The 15,946-nt window shown below is 57.2% G+C and carries 30 protein-coding genes; all 30 read right to left on the bottom strand.

The window, feature by feature from the left end; all coding sequences use genetic code 11:
* Positions 1–39: 39 nt before the first annotated feature.
* The 30 genes from rpsD to tuf all read right to left on the bottom strand — a co-directional run bounded on the left by rpsD (position 40) and on the right by tuf (position 15,861).
* Positions 40–666 (bottom strand): 30S ribosomal protein S4, encoded by a 627-nt coding sequence (gene rpsD / locus M7439_RS11445; RefSeq protein ID WP_298343248.1) that lies wholly within the window; start codon positions 664–666, stop codon positions 40–42.
* Complete coding sequence (rpsK, locus tag M7439_RS11440; protein ID WP_035389048.1) at positions 667–1,065, bottom strand: 30S ribosomal protein S11; 399 nt, start codon at positions 1,063–1,065, stop codon at positions 667–669. It lies immediately after the preceding gene.
* A 59-nt stretch (positions 1,066–1,124) separates the two neighbouring features.
* Positions 1,125–1,502: a 30S ribosomal protein S13 gene (gene rpsM / locus M7439_RS11435; RefSeq protein WP_298336876.1), complete on the bottom strand. Its 378-nt coding sequence runs from the start codon at positions 1,500–1,502 to the stop codon at positions 1,125–1,127.
* Between the two features lie 2 nt (positions 1,503–1,504).
* Positions 1,505–1,618 carry a 50S ribosomal protein L36 gene (gene rpmJ / locus M7439_RS11430; RefSeq protein WP_081901038.1) on the bottom strand — a complete coding sequence of 38 codons (114 nt, stop codon included), beginning with the start codon at positions 1,616–1,618 and terminating at the stop codon, positions 1,505–1,507.
* Positions 1,619–1,710: 92 nt separating this feature from the next.
* The gene (gene infA, locus M7439_RS11425) at positions 1,711–1,935 is read right to left on the bottom strand and encodes a translation initiation factor IF-1 (protein WP_081901039.1); all 225 of its coding nucleotides are present in this window, start codon (positions 1,933–1,935) and stop codon (positions 1,711–1,713) included.
* Positions 1,936–2,066: 131 nt separating this feature from the next.
* Complete coding sequence (gene map / locus M7439_RS11420; protein WP_298343245.1) at positions 2,067–2,822, bottom strand: type I methionyl aminopeptidase; 756 nt, start codon at positions 2,820–2,822, stop codon at positions 2,067–2,069.
* A 2-nt stretch (positions 2,823–2,824) separates the two neighbouring features.
* On the bottom strand, positions 2,825–3,502 hold the full coding sequence (locus M7439_RS11415; protein ID WP_298343243.1) for an adenylate kinase: 678 nt from the start codon (positions 3,500–3,502) through the stop codon (positions 2,825–2,827).
* 1 nt (position 3,503) lies between these two features.
* Positions 3,504–4,799, bottom strand: coding sequence for a preprotein translocase subunit SecY (gene secY, locus M7439_RS11410; RefSeq protein WP_298343240.1), 1,296 nt, complete (start codon positions 4,797–4,799; stop codon positions 3,504–3,506).
* 25 nt (positions 4,800–4,824) lie between these two features.
* On the bottom strand, positions 4,825–5,325 hold the full coding sequence (gene rplO / locus M7439_RS11405) for a 50S ribosomal protein L15 (RefSeq protein WP_298343235.1): 501 nt from the start codon (positions 5,323–5,325) through the stop codon (positions 4,825–4,827).
* Positions 5,322–5,522, bottom strand: a complete 201-nt coding sequence (rpmD, locus tag M7439_RS11400) for a 50S ribosomal protein L30 (RefSeq protein ID WP_298336865.1) — start codon at positions 5,520–5,522, stop codon at positions 5,322–5,324. Before rpmD ends, rplO begins: the two co-directional genes overlap by 4 nt.
* Positions 5,515–6,057 (bottom strand): 30S ribosomal protein S5, encoded by a 543-nt coding sequence (gene rpsE, locus M7439_RS11395; RefSeq protein ID WP_298343233.1) that lies wholly within the window; start codon positions 6,055–6,057, stop codon positions 5,515–5,517. Before rpsE ends, rpmD begins: the two co-directional genes overlap by 8 nt.
* A complete protein-coding gene (gene rplR, locus M7439_RS11390; RefSeq protein ID WP_298343230.1) occupies positions 6,058–6,417 on the bottom strand; it encodes a 50S ribosomal protein L18 in 360 nt (119 codons plus the stop codon).
* A 6-nt stretch (positions 6,418–6,423) separates the two neighbouring features.
* Positions 6,424–6,963 (bottom strand): 50S ribosomal protein L6, encoded by a 540-nt coding sequence (rplF, locus tag M7439_RS11385; protein WP_298343227.1) that lies wholly within the window; start codon positions 6,961–6,963, stop codon positions 6,424–6,426.
* A 12-nt stretch (positions 6,964–6,975) separates the two neighbouring features.
* On the bottom strand, positions 6,976–7,386 hold the full coding sequence (rpsH, locus tag M7439_RS11380) for a 30S ribosomal protein S8 (protein ID WP_298343224.1): 411 nt from the start codon (positions 7,384–7,386) through the stop codon (positions 6,976–6,978).
* Positions 7,387–7,396: 10 nt separating this feature from the next.
* Entirely contained in the window at positions 7,397–7,582 is a 186-nt protein-coding gene (locus tag M7439_RS11375; RefSeq protein WP_298336856.1) for a type Z 30S ribosomal protein S14, read from the bottom strand.
* Positions 7,583–8,152 carry a 50S ribosomal protein L5 gene (rplE, locus tag M7439_RS11370; RefSeq protein WP_298343221.1) on the bottom strand — a complete coding sequence of 190 codons (570 nt, stop codon included), beginning with the start codon at positions 8,150–8,152 and terminating at the stop codon, positions 7,583–7,585.
* Positions 8,149–8,454 (bottom strand): 50S ribosomal protein L24, encoded by a 306-nt coding sequence (gene rplX / locus M7439_RS11365; protein ID WP_298343218.1) that lies wholly within the window; start codon positions 8,452–8,454, stop codon positions 8,149–8,151. Before rplX ends, rplE begins: the two co-directional genes overlap by 4 nt.
* Positions 8,454–8,822 carry a 50S ribosomal protein L14 gene (gene rplN, locus M7439_RS11360; protein ID WP_035389059.1) on the bottom strand — a complete coding sequence of 123 codons (369 nt, stop codon included), beginning with the start codon at positions 8,820–8,822 and terminating at the stop codon, positions 8,454–8,456. Before rplN ends, rplX begins: the two co-directional genes overlap by 1 nt.
* Positions 8,819–9,088: a 30S ribosomal protein S17 gene (rpsQ, locus tag M7439_RS11355; RefSeq protein ID WP_298336850.1), complete on the bottom strand. Its 270-nt coding sequence runs from the start codon at positions 9,086–9,088 to the stop codon at positions 8,819–8,821. Before rpsQ ends, rplN begins: the two co-directional genes overlap by 4 nt.
* Positions 9,088–9,297 carry a 50S ribosomal protein L29 gene (gene rpmC / locus M7439_RS11350; RefSeq protein WP_298343214.1) on the bottom strand — a complete coding sequence of 70 codons (210 nt, stop codon included), beginning with the start codon at positions 9,295–9,297 and terminating at the stop codon, positions 9,088–9,090. The genes rpsQ and rpmC overlap by 1 nt, the downstream gene beginning before the upstream one ends.
* Positions 9,294–9,728 (bottom strand): 50S ribosomal protein L16, encoded by a 435-nt coding sequence (gene rplP, locus M7439_RS11345; protein ID WP_298343212.1) that lies wholly within the window; start codon positions 9,726–9,728, stop codon positions 9,294–9,296. Before rplP ends, rpmC begins: the two co-directional genes overlap by 4 nt.
* Positions 9,729–9,731: 3 nt before the next feature.
* Entirely contained in the window at positions 9,732–10,616 is an 885-nt protein-coding gene (gene rpsC, locus M7439_RS11340) for a 30S ribosomal protein S3 (protein ID WP_366525183.1), read from the bottom strand.
* Positions 10,616–11,398 carry a 50S ribosomal protein L22 gene (gene rplV, locus M7439_RS13145; protein WP_366525184.1) on the bottom strand — a complete coding sequence of 261 codons (783 nt, stop codon included), beginning with the start codon at positions 11,396–11,398 and terminating at the stop codon, positions 10,616–10,618. The genes rpsC and rplV overlap by 1 nt, the downstream gene beginning before the upstream one ends.
* Positions 11,398–11,679, bottom strand: a complete 282-nt coding sequence (rpsS, locus tag M7439_RS11330) for a 30S ribosomal protein S19 (protein ID WP_298208828.1) — start codon at positions 11,677–11,679, stop codon at positions 11,398–11,400. Before rpsS ends, rplV begins: the two co-directional genes overlap by 1 nt.
* 3 nt (positions 11,680–11,682) lie before the next feature.
* Positions 11,683–12,519 (bottom strand): 50S ribosomal protein L2, encoded by an 837-nt coding sequence (gene rplB, locus M7439_RS11325; RefSeq protein ID WP_298343209.1) that lies wholly within the window; start codon positions 12,517–12,519, stop codon positions 11,683–11,685.
* A 6-nt stretch (positions 12,520–12,525) separates the two neighbouring features.
* The gene (rplW, locus tag M7439_RS11320) at positions 12,526–12,822 is read right to left on the bottom strand and encodes a 50S ribosomal protein L23 (protein ID WP_298336844.1); all 297 of its coding nucleotides are present in this window, start codon (positions 12,820–12,822) and stop codon (positions 12,526–12,528) included.
* Entirely contained in the window at positions 12,822–13,463 is a 642-nt protein-coding gene (gene rplD, locus M7439_RS11315; RefSeq protein ID WP_298343206.1) for a 50S ribosomal protein L4, read from the bottom strand. Before rplD ends, rplW begins: the two co-directional genes overlap by 1 nt.
* A complete protein-coding gene (rplC, locus tag M7439_RS11310; RefSeq protein ID WP_298343203.1) occupies positions 13,460–14,107 on the bottom strand; it encodes a 50S ribosomal protein L3 in 648 nt (215 codons plus the stop codon). Before rplC ends, rplD begins: the two co-directional genes overlap by 4 nt.
* 156 nt (positions 14,108–14,263) lie before the next feature.
* Positions 14,264–14,584: a 30S ribosomal protein S10 gene (gene rpsJ, locus M7439_RS11305; RefSeq protein ID WP_298336838.1), complete on the bottom strand. Its 321-nt coding sequence runs from the start codon at positions 14,582–14,584 to the stop codon at positions 14,264–14,266.
* 89 nt (positions 14,585–14,673) lie between these two features.
* The gene (gene tuf / locus M7439_RS11300; RefSeq protein ID WP_298343200.1) at positions 14,674–15,861 is read right to left on the bottom strand and encodes an elongation factor Tu; all 1,188 of its coding nucleotides are present in this window, start codon (positions 15,859–15,861) and stop codon (positions 14,674–14,676) included.
* Between the last annotated feature and the right edge of the window lie 85 nt (positions 15,862–15,946).

The raw sequence follows: 15,946 nt of genomic DNA, 5'->3' as shown, positions 1-15,946 counted from the left end.
CTAACCATGTTGGCCCTCTTCAGCTGCCAACTATCGCGGCTACTTCGAGAAGAGCTCGACGACGAGCTGCTCTCGCACATCGAGATCGATCTGCTCTCGCAACGGCGTATTCAACACCCGTGCCGAGAAGCCCGATGGGGCCATCTCGAGCCACGCGGGCGCTGTCCGGGCGACGATATCACGGTTGAACTCGATCACGGCGAGCGAGCGTGAGCTCTCCTTCAAGGAGATCTCCTGCGTCGCGCGGACACGATAGCTAGGGATGTCCACCCGTCGCCCGTCAACCAGAATGTGACCGTGGCGAACGAACTGACGAGCCTGTGCTCGCGACGACCCCCATCCCGCACGGTAGACCACATTGTCGAGTCGAAGCTCCAGCAGTTGCAGCAGGCGCTCACCGGTGATACCTCGCTGTTTAGCAGCTTCCCCATAGGTCTTGGAGAACTGACGTCCCATCACTCCATAGGTACGACGAACCTTCTGCTTTTCACGCAACTGAATCGAGTACTCGGAGGGCTGGCGTTGCCGATCCCGTCCGTGTTCCCCCGGAGGGAACCGACCGACCGTGATCGGGCACTTCGCACTCTCGCACTTTGGGCCCTTTAGATACAACTTGGTCTTCTCTCGTCGGCACAGCCGACAGACCGGCCCCGTATATCGCGCCACTTACACTCTTCTCCTCTTCTTTGGTCGGCATCCATTGTGCGGGATCGGCGTCACATCCCTCACCGACCGAATCTCAATACCTGCCGATGCGAGCGCCTTATGAGCCGTCTCACGACCAGAACCTGGACCCTTCAACATGACATCGACCTCGCGCACGCCATGTTCCATCGCACGCTTTGCGCAGGTCTCACCAGCAACCTGTGCGGCGAACGGGGTTGATTTGCGACTACCTTTGAAGCCCACATTGCCCGAACTCGCCCACGCAAGAACGTTACCGGTGGGGTCGGTGATGGTGACAATGGTGTTGTTAAAGGAGGAATGGATATAGGCGACACCGCGCGCTATATTCTTCCTCTCCCGTTTACGAGGTCTCCTACCTCCAGGTCGTGGCTTTGCCATGAAACTCCCTTCAAAGAACGCAGCTGGCGAATCTCATCAATCGCCAATGCGTGAACTACTTAACGCTTGACCTTTTTCTTGCCCGCAACCGTCTTGCGTGGACCCTTGCGAGTTCGTGCATTGGTATGCGTCCGTTGTCCATGAACCGGAAGCCCACGGCGGTGACGAATACCGGCGTAACATCCGATCTGGATCTTGCGCTTGATATTCTGGTCGACATCCCTGCGGAGGTCACCCTCAACCTTCAAGTTCTGGTCGATGTAGGTACGAAGCCGAAGCACTTCGTCATCGGTCAGATCACGCACCCTAGTATCCGGGCTCACCTCAGTTGCCGCACAGATCTGCTGCGACGTGGTAAGACCGATACCAAAAATATAGGTAAGCGAGATCTCTACTCGCTTTTCCCTTGGAATATCAACTCCTGCTATACGAGCCATATCTATCCTTGCCGTTGTTTATGACGCGGGTTCTCGCAAATCACGAGGACCCTACCTTCTCTGCGAATCAACTTGCACTTCTCACAGATCGGCTTGACGCTGGGTCGAACCTTCATAGTGCTCCTTCCATCACTGAACCAACTCCCCACACGGGCGACTCGGTCCACCGAGTCTCCTCGTCATTTCGTCGTTGATTCCTCTAACCTCGTTATTTGTACCGGTAGGTAATACGACCACGTGCTAAGTCGTACGGCGTGAACTCAACCTGGACCTTATCCCCTGGCAAGATCCGGATTCGATGCATTCGCATCTTCCCAGAGCTATGGGCTAGCACCTTGAGACCATTCTCGAGCTCTACACGAAACATCGCATTGGGAAGTGGCTCTACCACTGTACCCTCAAGGACGATCGTGTCCTCTTTTCCTTTCGCCAGTTCATCCTCCTACCGATCACGCTGATTGACATCACCCAGACACGCCAGAATCTGACGACTACAGCAGTTATGTCGCGGCCAACAGGCCGCGGGGCGCAAAAAGCTACCTTGCTAGTATAATCGGAAGGACCTCAGGGAAGGTCGTCAAGCACGGTAAAGACCTCCGGCCCCTCTTCGGTGATCGCGATCGTATGCTCGAAGTGCGCCGCCCATGTTCCATCGGCGGTGACGACACCCCAACCATCGGGCAACACCACAGTATCCTCGCCACCTAAGGTAAGCATTGGCTCCACTGCATACACCTCATTGACACGCAGCTTCGGGCCGGGTCGCCCAGGCCAGTAGTTGGGGACATTCGGAGGCTCGTGCATCTGCGTTCCGATACCATGGCCGACATAGTCGCGGATCACACCCAGATGGGCCCCAAGCGCCACCTCCTCAACCGCCCGACCGATGTCGTGGAGATGGTTGCCCTGCACCATCTCGCCGATCCCTGCCCACAGCGATGCCTCAGTCACCTCGATCAATCGCGCAACGCGTGCGGGCACCTCTCCGACCGCAACCGTGATGGCAGCATCGCCATGGTAACCCTCGACGATGGCTCCGGCGTCGATCGAGATGATATCGCCCTCCCGCAACACCTCCTCATCACTCGGGATACCGTGCACAATGACGTTGTTGCGCGAGGTGCAGATGACTGCAGGAAAGCCATGGTAACCCAAGAAATTCGATCTCGCCCCACGCCGCTCCAAGACATCGCGCGCTGCCCGATCCAAGTCAACGGTCGTAACGCCGGGACGAATAGCGCTCCGGCAAGCCGCCAACATCTCCGCCGTCACACGTCCCGCTTTGCGCATCGATGCGAGCTCAGCCTCTGTGCGAACCATAATCAACCACCTTCATAAAACCCGTGCTTTGCGAGGACATCGCTGATGCGCCCCAGCACCTCATCAGGAGTACCAACCCCGTCAACCGTCTCCAAGAGCCCCATCTCGCTATAGAATCCGAGCAAGGGCGTCGTCGTTTTTTCATAGATTTCGAGACGCCGGAGGATAGCGGCCTCGGTGTCATCTTCACGCTGTACCAACTCACCACCACAGTTATCACAGATCCCCACCGTCTTGGGAGGCAGCTCATCAGAGTAGATACTCCCACAGACCGCACAGACACGACGCGACGACAACCGACGTAGTACCAACGCCACCGAGACCTCAAGATTGATCACCATGTGCAACGAGGCCGGCGCTAACAATGCGTTGAGTTCAATCGCCTGGTCCTTGGTGCGAGGAAAACCATCCAACACAAACCCACGCAGGCGCGCATCCGGTTGTTCCAACCGCTCAGCGATCACACCGTTGATCACCGAATCAGGCACCAACTCACCACGATCCATGTAGGACTTGGCCAGCTGACCAAAGGGCGAACCCGCCGCTACCGCGGCCCGCAGCATATCTCCTGTCGAGATGTGAGGAATAGCATACCGATGTGAGACCCTCACACACTGGGTACCCTTCCCCGCCCCTTGTCGACCGACCAGCACGAGCCGGAGAGGGTGACCGGAGACCATCTTACTTCAAGAATCCCTTATAGTTACGCATGGTGAGCTGGGAGTTGATCTGTTTGACCGTCTCGAGGGCGACAATGACCGCGATCAAGATGGTCGTCCCTGCATAGGGAAACGAGGTGATATGCCAGGCGGAGAGCAGTATCGACGGGATGACCGCGATCGCGGCCAGGAACAGCGCGCCCGGCAAGGTGATACGGTTCAGAATTCGCGAAAGATACTGTTGGGTTGCTTGACCAGGACGCACCCCAGGTATATAGCCATTTTGCTTCCGAATAATCTCTGCCTGCTGATAGGGATCAAAGGCCACCGTCACATAGAAAAATGTGAAGACGATGATCAAGAGACCATAGGTGATGATGTAGAACCCGCTAGTGGCGTTCAGGAGGTGATTATTCACAAACGTACGGAAGCTATCAACGGGAATGACGTTGGAGAGCAGCACTGGGAAGTAAAGGATCGACGAAGCAAAGATGATCGGTATGACTCCCGCTTGATTAACCTTCAACGGAATATACGAGTTCCCACCCTCATACATCCTACGCCCGACGACCCTTCGTGCGAAAACGACCGGGATACGGCGCTGTCCCTGTTCGACAAAGACGATCGCAACCAGGAGCAAGAGCACCACAATCACGATGATCGTGAACTTAAAAGCTCCAGCCTGATCGAAGATGAGCCGCCCTCCTGAGGGAATGATGCTGACGACGTTCGCGAAGATGAGGATCGACATGCCCTGGCCAACCCCACGTTCGGTGATCGACTCCGCCATCCACATCACCAGTGCAGTACCAGCAGTAAGGGTGAGCACAATGAAGAGCACTCTCGGAATAGTGAAATCGGGGATGAGATCAAGCGACTTCTGGTTGCCCAGGATGACCCCGAGCCCGCTATGGAAGACGAAGGCCAATCCTGTCGCCTGCAAGACGGCGAGTCCAATCGTGAGATAACGCGTCGTCTGGGTGATCTTGCGCTCACCCGCAGAGCCCTGATCGCGCCACTCCGTCAGCTTGGGGATCACCCCAGTGAGCAACTGAATGATGATCGATGATGTGATATAGGGCATGATCCCGAGGCCAAAAAGGGCTGCCCTTGAGAGGGCACCACCGGAGAACAGGTCAAGAAACCCAAAGATGCCCGCACCCCGTGACTGCGTCACCAGCTCATGGATCGCCGAGTAACTCACCCCGGGGACCGGAATGTTGGACCCCAACTGGTAGATACCCACCATGAGAAGCGTGAAAAGGACCTTATTCCTAAGGTCCTTCACACGAAAAATATTAACAAAGTTCTGCAGCATCAGCTTACTAATCGCTCCTGGCTCACTACCGATTCATCAAGGCGTTGCCCAACGAAGGGCGACGACCTGACTTATAGGGCAACGGTATCTCCGTGACGGATCCACCAGCTGATTCTATCAGCTCGCGAGCGGTCTTCGAGAATCCATGCGCCGAGACCGCAAGGGGAGCACTCATCGCGCCACGCGCGCATACCTTGACTAGCGCACCCTTGCGGATCACCCCCGCTGCCTCAAGGGCCTCCGGCGAAATCGTCGTCACTCCCCGTTCGGAGAGGACGGTCAACTGATCCAAATTGACAACGGTGTAAGAGACACGGAAAGGATTATCGAAGCCGCGCAGCTTCGGGATGCGCTGAGTCAGGGGGAGCTGACCACCCTCGAAGCCCACAGGAATCGTATCGCGCGCCCCCTGTCCCTTGGTTCCACGGCCAGCCGTCTTGCCACCCTTACCACCGATGCCGCGCCCAACGCGGCGCTTGCGGGTCTTAGCACCCGCGTTCGGGGCCAACTCATGCAGATAAATCATTGAATCTCCTCGACCACTACCAGGTGACGTACATTACGCAGCATACCGCGAATCTCGGGACGGTCCGGGAGCACATGCTCTCTCCCAATACGACCGAGTCCAAGCGCACGCAGCGTTCCCTTATGAATCGGCTTGGAGCCGATCAAGGAGCGGACTTGACGCACCCGTAGTTGCTTTTCACTCGTTACCTTAGCCATGTGACGCCTCCTGTTGACGCTTGCGCTCCTCATACGAAGCGAGCATGCCCTTTGGAGCGATCTGATCCGGGTACTTCCCGCGAGCCCTCGCCACCTGATCGGGACTCAGTAGGTGGGCCAGGCCATCCATCGTGGCGTGAGCGACGTTGATGCCATTGGAGGAACCGAGCGACTTCGCAAGCACATCGGTGATCCCGGCCATCTCTAGAATCTGGCGTGCCGCCCCACCGGCAATAACACCGGTACCCGGAGCCGCTGGCTTGAGAAGAACCCGTCCAGCGCCGGCCCTCCCGATGATCGGATGAGGAATCGTAGTCCCAGCTAGAGGAACCGAAATCAGCTTACGACGTGCCTCCTCCGTACCCTTTTGTACGGCGATGCTCGCCTCTTTAGCCTTCCCATAACCGATGCCAACCCGTCCATTGCCATCACCCACGACCATTAACGCCGTGAATGAGAAGCGACGACCGCCTTTGACAACCTTCGATACTCGATTGACCTTGATGGTGCGATCTTCATACTGGCTTTCAGCCATCTAAAACTCCAGTCCCGCCTCGCGTGCGGCATCCGCAAGCGCAGCAACCCGACCGTGATACTGAAAACCACCACGATCAAAAACAACCTGTGTGACCCCGTGCGCGACTGCTCGCTCGGCGATGACCTTACCGACCTTGATCGCCGCTTCGCAGTTGCCGGTCGAGCTACCCGCAAAATCGGCCTCAAGCGTCGACGCAGCAACGAGCGTCACCCCTTGGCTATCGTCGATCAACTGTGCAAACATGTGCTTATTGGAACGATACACGGCCAACCGTGGTCGTTCCGGCGAACCGACTACCTTACGACGTACCCGTTGATGACGCCGCTTCTGCCGACTGTGGGATTGGCTAATTGACATCGTTACCTACTTCCCAGCCTTTCCAACTTTGCGTACAACCTTCTCACCCTCATAGCGCACACCTTTGCCCTTATAGGGCTCAGGTTTGCGAATCTTCCGAATGTTCGCAGCGACTTGTCCGACCAGCTCCTTGTCAACGCCCTGCACCACCAAACGTGTCGGAGTAGGCGCCTCAAAGCCGATACCCTCAGGAGCCTTCACGATGACCGGATGAGAAAATCCGAGCGCCAGTTCAACCTCAGCGGGCGAGCGCAACTGCGCACGGTACCCGACGCCAACGATCTCGAGCTGCTTACGGTACCCCTCACTCACACCAACCACCATATTGTTGACCAGCGTCCGTGATAACCCATGCATAGCCCGTGCCTGTCGCGAGTCATCAACTCGTCCTACGTTCACCGTACGCTCATCGAGTGCAACGGTGACCATCGGCGGCATCTCGCGCTCTAACGTCCCCTTCGGTCCGTCAACCTTGACCTTCGTACCCTCAACAGTGATCGTCACTCCATCAGGAAGAACGATAGGTTGCTTGCCTATTCGTGACACTCTTTAACTCCTCTACCAGACATGACAGATGACTTCACCACCGACACCAGCCTTGCGGGCGTCGCGATCCGTCATCAATCCGTGCGAGGTGGACAACACCGCCACACCCATACCACCAAAAACTCGCTGGATCGAAGCGGCCTGCGTATAGACACGAAGGCCAGGCTTGGAGACACGGGTGATACCATTGATAGCACTATCGCGTCGCCGTGACCCTACATAGCGCAGCTGGATCTCAAGCACGGTTCCTGGGCCAGTCGCTGCTGGCGCAACGGCGAAGGAGTCGATGTAACCCTCTTCCTGAAGGATGCGTGCCAACTCCGTCTTGATCTTCGAACCGGGCATACGTACTACCTCATGTCGGACCCGCGTCGCATTACGAATTCGAGTCAACATATCAGCGATTGGATCAGTCATACTCATGGCTAACCTCCTACCAACTGGCCTTCGTCACGCCAGGGATCTCCCCCAGATGTGCCATCTCTCTGAGACAGATCCTGCAGAGCCCAAACTTCCGATAGACCGCATGCGGACGTCCGCACCGTTGGCAGCGCGTGTAGGCACGAACTCGATACTTGGGACGACGATTGGACTTTGCAATCAACGCTTTGGTTGCCATTTACAAACCTTCCTTCCGGAATGGGAAGCCAAAAGCAAGAAGCAAGGCTTTGCCCTGTGCATCAGACTCCGCTGTCGTGACAATAGTGATATCCATGCCACGAGTGGCATCAATCTTGTCGTAATCGATCTCTGGGAAAATCAGTTGTTCATTAACCCCGAAGGAGTAGTTCCCATGACCATCGAAGGAACGTGGGTTCAGCCCTCGGAAGTCGCGGATCCTCGGGATCGCTATGGCGACTAACCGGTCGAAGAACTCCCACATCCGGTCACCCCGCAGCGTCACCATCGCACCGATGGGCATACCTTCGCGTAGCTTGAAGGCGGCAATCGACTTACGGGCACGACGCGTTGCCGGCTTCTGTCCGGTAATCGTCTCGAGGTCACGGATGGCCCCTTCAAGAAGCGACTGCTGCTGTGTGGCCCGACCGACACCCATGTTCACGACAATCTTATCGAGTGTAGGGACCTGGTGGACGTTCGCAACGCCCAAGGCCTCGAACAGCTGCGCTCGTATCTCCTGATCATATCGGACCTTGAGTCGAGGTCGCGGTGTTACGGTAGTCGTCATAGTGCCGTCCTGCACTTCCTGCATACGCGAAAACGCTTGCCAAACTCATCAACATCCATACTGATACGGGTCGGACCACACGATGAACAGATCACCGCCACATTCGAGGCATCGATCGGCAAGGACTTTTCGATGATGCCACCCGGAGTCGTAGCATCACGAGCTTTGGTGTGCCGTTGCACCACGTGAACCCCTTCGACTAGCACCTTACGTTCCTGGGGAAACGCCTTCAAAATCTGACCCTCAGAGCCGCGGTCTTTACCGGAGAGCACGCGCACCCTATCTCCACTCTTCAATCGCATTACAACACCTCCGGTGCCAACGAAACGATACGCATGAAACGCTTATCACGGAGCTCTCGACCGACTGGGCCGAAGATACGGGTACCCCGAGGCTGCATCTGATCGTTGATCAACACCGCCGCATTGTCATCGAATCGAATGTAACTTCCATCAGCGCGGCGGGACTCCTTACGGGTGCGGACCACCACACATTTGACAACATCCCCACGCTTGACACCTGCTCCTGGCAATGCATCCTTCACCGTGGCGATGAACACATCACCGATACCCGCATACCGACGCCGGCTACCGCCGAGGACTCGGATACACAGCACCTCTCGAGCACCGGAATTATCCGCCACTCGTAGACGACTCTCCTGCTGGATCATCTTGCACGCTCCACTACTCGGACCAACCTCCACCGCTTTAGCTTCGACAGAGGCCGGGTCTCTTCGATCTCGACGGTATCACCCACATGGGCATCATTATTCACATCATGCGCATACAACCGCTTGGTCTTGGAGATCGTACGCATGTAGCGAGGGTGGCGTACCCGCTGGTTCACGAGTACGACAATGGTCTGATCCATCGCCTCTGAAGCCACGACGCCCTCACGGACCTTACGCTGCGGACGCTCTTCGTGCGACTCGCTCATCACTTTCCTCCTCGGGCGACAATCCGCCGCTCACTCAAAACGGTCTCGATACGCGCGAGTTCCTTGCGCAGTGCACCGAGCTTTGCGGTATCGGTACCCTGTGCAGACGCGATCGCAAAGCGATGCCGGAAGAGTTCTTCTTTCGTTTCGTTCAACTTACTCAACAACTCGTCATCGAGCATTTCTCGGTACTCAATCGCCTTTGTCATCGCGTTCCACCAATCGACTCCACGCCTTCTTTGATAATAAAGCGCGCCTTGATCGGGAGCTTTTGAATCGCCCGTTCCATGGCCTCGCGACCGAGTTCCTCACTCACTCCATCGAGCTCGAAAAGAATCTTGCCAGGACGAACGACTGCTACCCAAAACTCTGGATTACCCTTGCCCGATCCCATACGCGTTTCTGCTGGCTTCTTCGTAACCGGCTTATCCGGGAAGACGCGAATCCAGACCTTTCCACCACGGCGAACGTGCCGGGTCATCGCAACACGAGCCGCCTCAATCTGACGAGCCGTGATCCAGCCAGGCTCAAGCGCCTGAATACCATAGCGTCCAAAGCTGACCTCGGTTCCACCTTTGGCTTTGCCGGTGAGTCGACCGCGATGGGTCTTGCGGTGTTTAACCTTGCGGGGCATCAACATCGACTAATCCACCTCCTTCTTGAAATGCGGAGCCTCGTGCCCCTCATCCTTGGTGCGGCGCTCGATGTCTTCCTCCTCGGCCAGGAGTCGCTCAAGCTCCTCTGGCACAACTGGCTCCTCCAACAACGCCGTCGGAGCAGCGACGACCTCCTCAACGACCGCCTCTTCGGCGACACGTCGTCGTCCCCCACCCGCCGTGATAATCCGTCGCGGGCGATCGGGAAGACTCGGGCGAGCAGCAGTCGCCACCGCGACCTGATAGGGAACGATGTCCCCACGGTAGATCCAGACCTTTACACCGACCGTACCGGAGTTGGTGTGTGCTTCTCGGAGGCCATAGTCGATATCGGCTCGCAAGGTGTGGCGAGGGACCCGGCCTTCGCGGTGGGTCTCTCTGCGAGCCATCTCAGAACCACCGAGACGACCCGAACATTGGATCGTTACACCCTTGCCGCCTTCTTTCATCACGATCTGAATCGACCGTTTCATCGCCCGGCGGAAACTCACTCGACGGGATATCTGGTCCGCGATGCTCTGTGCGACGAGCGTCGCATCGAGCTCAGGGTTACGTACCTCCTCGACATTGAGCTGTACTCGCGGGTAGCTCGTCAACTTCTCGAGCGCCTTGCGGAGCCGATCGACCTCGGAACCCTTCTTGCCGATCACGATACCAGGCCGAGCCGTGTGGATATCGACCTTTAGCCGGTCGCGCGTGCGTTCAATATCGATCCGAGAGACCGCAGCCGTCGCGAGCTCACGCTGTAGCCACGACCGGATCTTGTAATCCTCGATGACCCACTTCTGATAGTCCTTGTCGGCGTACCAACGCGACTTCCAATCAGTGGTGACGCCCAGACGAAACCCATAGGGGTGTATCTTTTGACCCATTACGAGTCCTCCTGTCCTACTGCTGGCGTCTCATCATCGCCGGCCACTGCCTCAGCATCAACCACTTCGTCCGACTTCGATTCGTCGGCCGGATTGCCCGCGCTCGCTTCGTCCGCACTCGCCTCGACGACCACTTCCTCTGCACTCGCCTCGACGACCACTTCCTCTGCGCTGTCATCGGTCGCAACCGCTTCGTCCACCCCAGCAGGCTCTGCTGTGTCTTCGAGGACCGAGTCCTCAACGATCTCCACGCTCGGGTCGGAGATCAATCCTTCTTCAACCTCGCTGGTGCCGGCATCAACCGCCTTCGGAGTCCTGGGACTCGCCTCGGTGGGGGTGTTCGTCCCCCGCGAGGAGGCGACTCGTTGAGCACGACGAGCCGTCTGCCGTCCAGAGTTCTTTGCTGCCTCGACTCGTCGCATCGACAGCGGCATCTCTTCTACCACGATCGTGATGTGGCAGCTTCGCTTGCGGACCCGCGTAGCTCGACCTCGCGCACGAGGACGAAACCGTTTGATGGTCGGACCCTCATCAGCGAAGGCTGCCGCAACGAATACCTCATCGGCACCCAGACCGTAACGCACCGTCGCATTCGCGACAGCAGATGCCAGCAACTTGCCAACGACTTCGCTCGCCTCTCGATTGACCAAGGACAGGGCACGAATAGCTTCTACGGCTGACTTGCCGCGAATGAGATCGAGAACCTGACGAGCCTTCGTAGGACTCATCCGAAAATACCGAAGCACTGCGCGTGCTTGATTCGCCTCCAACGTCTCGGCCACTATCGTCTCCTCGCCGTCTTCTCTTGGCCGGCGTGATACCGGAATGTCCGCGTCGGTGCGAACTCACCCAGTTTGTGTCCCACCATTGACTCAGTGACATAGACCGGAACGTGCTTACGCCCGTCATGGACCGCAATGGTATGCCCAACCATGTCAGGTATAATCGTCGATCGACGCGACCACGTCTTGATCACGCGCTTCTCGTTCTTCTCGTTGAGATCATCTACCTTCTTCAAGAGATGATCATCGACGAAGGGACCCTTCTTTAAACTTCTTGGCATCTACTATCTCCTGGCTCCGCGACCGCGACGTCGTCGAATAATTAACTGATCCGAATCTCGATGCGCCCGACGGGTACGACCTTCTGGCTTACCCCAAGGAGAGACCGGATGTCGACCACCTGAAGTCTTCCCTTCACCACCACCAAGCGGGTGGTCAACGGGGTTCATCGCTACGCCGCGCGTCTGTGGCCGAATACCCTTCCAACGATTACGGCCCGCCTTGCCGATCGAGAGCAACTCGAACTCGGCGTTGCCGACCTCACCGATGGTGGCACGGGCATCAGCCGGTACTCGCCGCATCTCAGTGGACGGAAGCCGCAGGGTTGCATAGACTTCATCTCGTCCTACCAGCTGCACACTCATGCCAGCACTGCGCGCAATTTTGCCGCCCTGTCCAGGACGGAGCTCAACGTTGTGCACCACCGACCCGACCGGGATGGCCCGCAACGGGAGCGCGTTGCCAACAGTGATATCCGCACCGACCCCTGATTGGACCTTGTCACCAACCTTGAGTCCACGAGGGGCGAGGATATATCGCTTCTCCCCGTCGTGATAGTGCAACAAGGCGATACGAGCGTTGCGGTTCGGGTCGTACTCAATCGCAGCAACCGTCGCTGGCACGCCGTCCTTGGTCCGCTTGAAGTCAATCAATCGATACTGCTGCTTGTGACCGCCACCCCGGTGTCGAGCGGTCTTACGACCCTTGGCGTTACGCCCGCCCGTGCTTGCCTTCGGCTGCAAGAGGGACTTCTCTGGGGCCTTCTTCGTGATCTCATCAAACGTCGAGACGGACTGAAATCGCCGTCCCGCGCTCGTTGGTTTACGCCTGCGAATCGCCATGACTACCTACCTCTGCAACAACTCGATAGCAAAACCCTCGCGAAGTGTCACGTAGGCGATTTTGGTATCGGGACGAAAACTAACCTTGCCGGTGCGACGGTTCCGCGTCGACTTACCCTTTCGATTCAGGGTGTTGACTTTCGCAACCTTGACCTCGAAGAGCTTCTCAACTGCCTTGCGGACATCGATCTTGGTCGCATCCGTATCTACCTCAAAGGTGTACACACCGGTATCCATTAGCTGGTAGCTCTTTTCAGAGACCAACGGCCGCCGCAACACCTGATAACGATCCCCAGCGTGCATTACTCACTCTCCTTGTCACCAAGACGTTCAACGATCCCCGCCAAACCCGCCTCAGTGAACAACACCACATCGCTCGTGAGAACCGTGCGTGTCAGGAGGGAGGATGGCGTAGCAATCATGAGATCCGGCAGATTGCGGAAACTGCGGACGATACCGTCCTCGTTCGGCAATGCGACCAGCGATACATTCTTTCCTGCCAGACCGGCACCCTCTACGATCGCCACGGCGCCTTTGGTCGAGGGAACCGGTACGGCTCCTCGCAACACATAGATCGCCGCACCGCGAGCCCGGTCGGAGAGGGCCTGCTTCAGTGCGGCCCGCACCATCTTCTTGGGTGTCGCCTGCGCATAGCTACGTGGACGGGGCCCATGAACAATACCACCACCGGTGAACTGCGGTGCCCGAGTCGAACCCTGCCTCGCGTTGCCTGTACCCTTCTGTCGGAAGGGCTTTGCTCCACCGCCAGAGACCTCGGCCCGGGTCTTCGTCGAATGGGTGCCCCGCCGACGATTTGCCTCCTCGGCTACGACGACCTGGTGCAGCAAACCGATGTTGGTCGGAATATCAAAAATCTCATCAGCGAGCTCTACCTCGCCCTCGATGGCTCCGGTGATGCTGACGACTCGTGCCTGCAACGTCATGGTCGCTTCCCACCTTTCACCGTATCGCGAATCACAACCATCGCCCCTCGCGGACCGGGGACCGCACCTTTGATGAGGAGCAATTGCCGATCCGGCTCGGACCGCACGACCTCGAGATTCAAAATCGTCGTGCGCTCACTACCGTACTGTCCAGCCATGCGGGTACCTTTAAAGACCCGCGCTGGCGTCGCACAAGCCCCAATCGAGCCTGGGGCACGATGCTTTTTGTGGTTACCATGGCTAGCTCCCTGGCCCTTAAAGTTATGCCGCTTCATACCACCCGAGAACCCATGTCCCCGGCTGGTGCCGATCACGTCGACATGATCACCTGAGCTGATCGCAGAGGCATCGATCTGCGAACCGACGCTCATCCCCTCGGAACCCTCAAGTCGGAACTCCATAATTCTGCGTCCTGGCTCCACACCCCTGGAGGTGAACTGCCCGAGTACGGGTTTGGTTAAACGCGAAGGCTGAACCACACCGACCGCGACCTGTAGTGCCTCGTACCCATCGCGCTCGACCGTCTTACGACGCAGCACCCTCGCAGGAAGCACGCGAATCACGGTGACCGGGACCACGCGATCGTTATCGACCCAGATTTGGGTCATGCCGATTTTCTCGCCAACCACTGTTTTACTAGCCATGAATTCCTTCAATCTTTGCAACGGCACGTACACTCAGCAGCGCATTGGTGCCAAGGTCAGAACTGCCGGAGGGTCCCATGAAGGCACAACCGGACACAAATTGACCAACTAATACTACTCTGTCAGCACCCACGACCGGGCCTCCAACAGGGTTATTTACACGTTTTGTATTTTGATCTCGATGTCGACCCCTGCCGGGAGCTCCAGCCGCTTGAGCGCATCCACCGTCTTTGCGGAATGATCGACGATATCAAGCAACCGCTTATGGACCCGCATCTCAAAATGCTCACGGGAATCCTTGTACTTATGCGGCGAGCGAATCACCGTGTACCGATGGATATCCGTCGGCAACGGCACGGGACCGACAACCTTGCCCTGGGTACGCGTAACTGTGTCCACGATTCGACGAGTCGACGCCTCCAAAATTTCATGATCAAAACCCTTGATTCTGATTCTGATCCGCTGCTTCTCGCTCATTTTTCTCCGTCTCTGTGTCGGCACCCGGCCAACACCTCACCAAACACAGGGAATGGCCCGGAGTATACTCCGGGCCATTCACCAGTGAACTACTTAATAATCTTCACGACGCGACCAGCGCCAACGGTTCGGCCACCCTCGCGGATAGCAAATCGAAGGCCCTCATCCATCGCAATAGGCTTACCGAGTTCCACTTTGATGGTGAGATTATCACCTGGCATCGCCATCTCGGTACCCTCGGGCAGCATGATACTTCCCGTAACGTCGGTCGTCCTGAAGTAGAACTGCGGGCGATAGTGATTGAAGAACGGCTTGTGCCGTCCTCCCTCGTCTTTGGACAGAACGTAGACGTTCGCCTCGAACTCAGTGTGAGGCGTGATGCTTCCTGGCTTGCAGACCACCTGACCGCGCTCGACATCGGTTCGCTTGACACCACGGAGCAGGACACCGACGTTGTCGCCGGCCATACCCTCTCCAAGCTCTTTGTTGAACATCTCGACGCCAGTCACGACCGTCTTCTGTGTGGGGCGAAGACCAACAATCTCGACCTCCTCAGAGACCTTGACTTTGCCAGCCTCGACCTTACCCGTTACCACAGTTCCACGACCGGGAATGGTCAACACATCCTCGATCGGCATCAGGAAGGGGCGATCAAGCGGGCGCTCAGGCACGGGGATGTACTCATCGACCGCGTCCATCAGCTCGATGATCTTGTCCTGATACTCTTTGTCGCCTTCAAGCGCCTTCAACGCCGAGACACGAATAATCGGCGTATCGTCACCGGGGAACTCATATTCGTTGAGCAGTTCACGGACCTCGAGTTCAACGAGGTCCAAGAGCTCCTCGTCGTCGACCATGTCGGCCTTGTTGAGCGCCACAACGATATAGGGGACGCCAACCTGACGAGCGAGCAACACATGCTCACGCGTCTGGGGCATCGGGCCATCAGTTGCAGCCACAACCAGAATAGCGCCGTCGACCTGGGCCGCACCGGTGATCATATTCTTGATGTAGTCCGCATGCCCTGGCATGTCAACATGGGCATAGTGTCGCTTGTCCGTCTCGTACTCAACGTGCGAGATTGCGATCGTTATGCCACGGGCCTTCTCCTCTGGTGCCTTATCGATCTGATCGAAAGGCTTGAACTTTACATTGGGATTACGCTCGGACAATACCTTTGTAATCGCTGCCGTCAACGTCGTCTTACCATGGTCAATATGTCCCATGGTTCCGATGTTCAAGTGAGGCTTACTTCGCTCGAACTTCTGCTTTGCCATCTTTTCCTGCTCCGTTGCTACTCACTGCGCCCACATGGCGCAACCTTGACCCATTACAGAACTACGTAGTCTACTCGCCCCGGAC

Source organism: Ferrimicrobium sp., from assembly GCF_027319265.1.
Classification (GTDB): Bacteria; Actinomycetota; Acidimicrobiia; order Acidimicrobiales; family Acidimicrobiaceae; genus Ferrimicrobium.
This window is presented reverse-complemented; position numbering and strand designations above follow the sequence as displayed.

Excerpts from the sequence above, each read along its gene's own strand:
- rpsM (WP_298336876.1), bottom strand. The coding sequence starts at position 1,502 with ATGGCTCGTATAGCAGGAGTTGATATTCCAAGGGAAAAGCGAGTAGAG.
- tuf (WP_298343200.1), bottom strand. The coding sequence starts at position 15,861 with ATGGCAAAGCAGAAGTTCGAGCGAAGTAAGCCTCACTTGAACATCGGA.
- rplP (WP_298343212.1), bottom strand. The coding sequence starts at position 9,728 with ATGTTGATGCCCCGCAAGGTTAAACACCGCAAGACCCATCGCGGTCGA.
- rpsQ (WP_298336850.1), bottom strand. The coding sequence starts at position 9,088 with ATGAGCGAGTCGCACGAAGAGCGTCCGCAGCGTAAGGTCCGTGAGGGC.
- rplX (WP_298343218.1), bottom strand. The coding sequence starts at position 8,454 with ATGCGATTGAAGAGTGGAGATAGGGTGCGCGTGCTCTCCGGTAAAGAC.
- rpmD (WP_298336865.1), bottom strand. The coding sequence starts at position 5,522 with ATGGCTAAGGTAACGAGTGAAAAGCAACTACGGGTGCGTCAAGTCCGC.
- rpsJ (WP_298336838.1), bottom strand. The coding sequence starts at position 14,584 with ATGAGCGAGAAGCAGCGGATCAGAATCAGAATCAAGGGTTTTGATCAT.
- rplB (WP_298343209.1), bottom strand. The coding sequence starts at position 12,519 with ATGGCGATTCGCAGGCGTAAACCAACGAGCGCGGGACGGCGATTTCAG.
- rpmC (WP_298343214.1), bottom strand. The coding sequence starts at position 9,297 with ATGACAAAGGCGATTGAGTACCGAGAAATGCTCGATGACGAGTTGTTG.
- rpsC (WP_366525183.1), bottom strand. The coding sequence starts at position 10,616 with ATGGGTCAAAAGATACACCCCTATGGGTTTCGTCTGGGCGTCACCACT.
- rpmJ (WP_081901038.1), bottom strand. The coding sequence starts at position 1,618 with ATGAAGGTTCGACCCAGCGTCAAGCCGATCTGTGAGAAGTGCAAGTTG.
- rpsK (WP_035389048.1), bottom strand. The coding sequence starts at position 1,065 with ATGGCAAAGCCACGACCTGGAGGTAGGAGACCTCGTAAACGGGAGAGG.
- rplC (WP_298343203.1), bottom strand. The coding sequence starts at position 14,107 with ATGGCTAGTAAAACAGTGGTTGGCGAGAAAATCGGCATGACCCAAATC.
- rpsS (WP_298208828.1), bottom strand. The coding sequence starts at position 11,679 with ATGCCAAGAAGTTTAAAGAAGGGTCCCTTCGTCGATGATCATCTCTTG.
- rplO (WP_298343235.1), bottom strand. The coding sequence starts at position 5,325 with ATGATTTATCTGCATGAGTTGGCCCCGAACGCGGGTGCTAAGACCCGC.
- rplD (WP_298343206.1), bottom strand. The coding sequence starts at position 13,463 with ATGACGTTGCAGGCACGAGTCGTCAGCATCACCGGAGCCATCGAGGGC.
- rplR (WP_298343230.1), bottom strand. The coding sequence starts at position 6,417 with ATGTCAATTAGCCAATCCCACAGTCGGCAGAAGCGGCGTCATCAACGG.
- rpsE (WP_298343233.1), bottom strand. The coding sequence starts at position 6,057 with ATGGCTGAAAGCCAGTATGAAGATCGCACCATCAAGGTCAATCGAGTA.
- rplN (WP_035389059.1), bottom strand. The coding sequence starts at position 8,822 with ATGATCCAGCAGGAGAGTCGTCTACGAGTGGCGGATAATTCCGGTGCT.
- rplE (WP_298343221.1), bottom strand. The coding sequence starts at position 8,152 with ATGACGACTACCGTAACACCGCGACCTCGACTCAAGGTCCGATATGAT.
- rplW (WP_298336844.1), bottom strand. The coding sequence starts at position 12,822 with ATGCACGCTGGGGATCGTTATCAGGTGTTGCGGCGGCCGTTGGTCTCT.
- rpsH (WP_298343224.1), bottom strand. The coding sequence starts at position 7,386 with ATGAGTATGACTGATCCAATCGCTGATATGTTGACTCGAATTCGTAAT.
- secY (WP_298343240.1), bottom strand. The coding sequence starts at position 4,799 with ATGCTGCAGAACTTTGTTAATATTTTTCGTGTGAAGGACCTTAGGAAT.
- M7439_RS11415 (WP_298343243.1), bottom strand. The coding sequence starts at position 3,502 with ATGGTCTCCGGTCACCCTCTCCGGCTCGTGCTGGTCGGTCGACAAGGG.
- M7439_RS11375 (WP_298336856.1), bottom strand. The coding sequence starts at position 7,582 with ATGGCAACCAAAGCGTTGATTGCAAAGTCCAATCGTCGTCCCAAGTAT.
- map (WP_298343245.1), bottom strand. The coding sequence starts at position 2,822 with ATGGTTCGCACAGAGGCTGAGCTCGCATCGATGCGCAAAGCGGGACGT.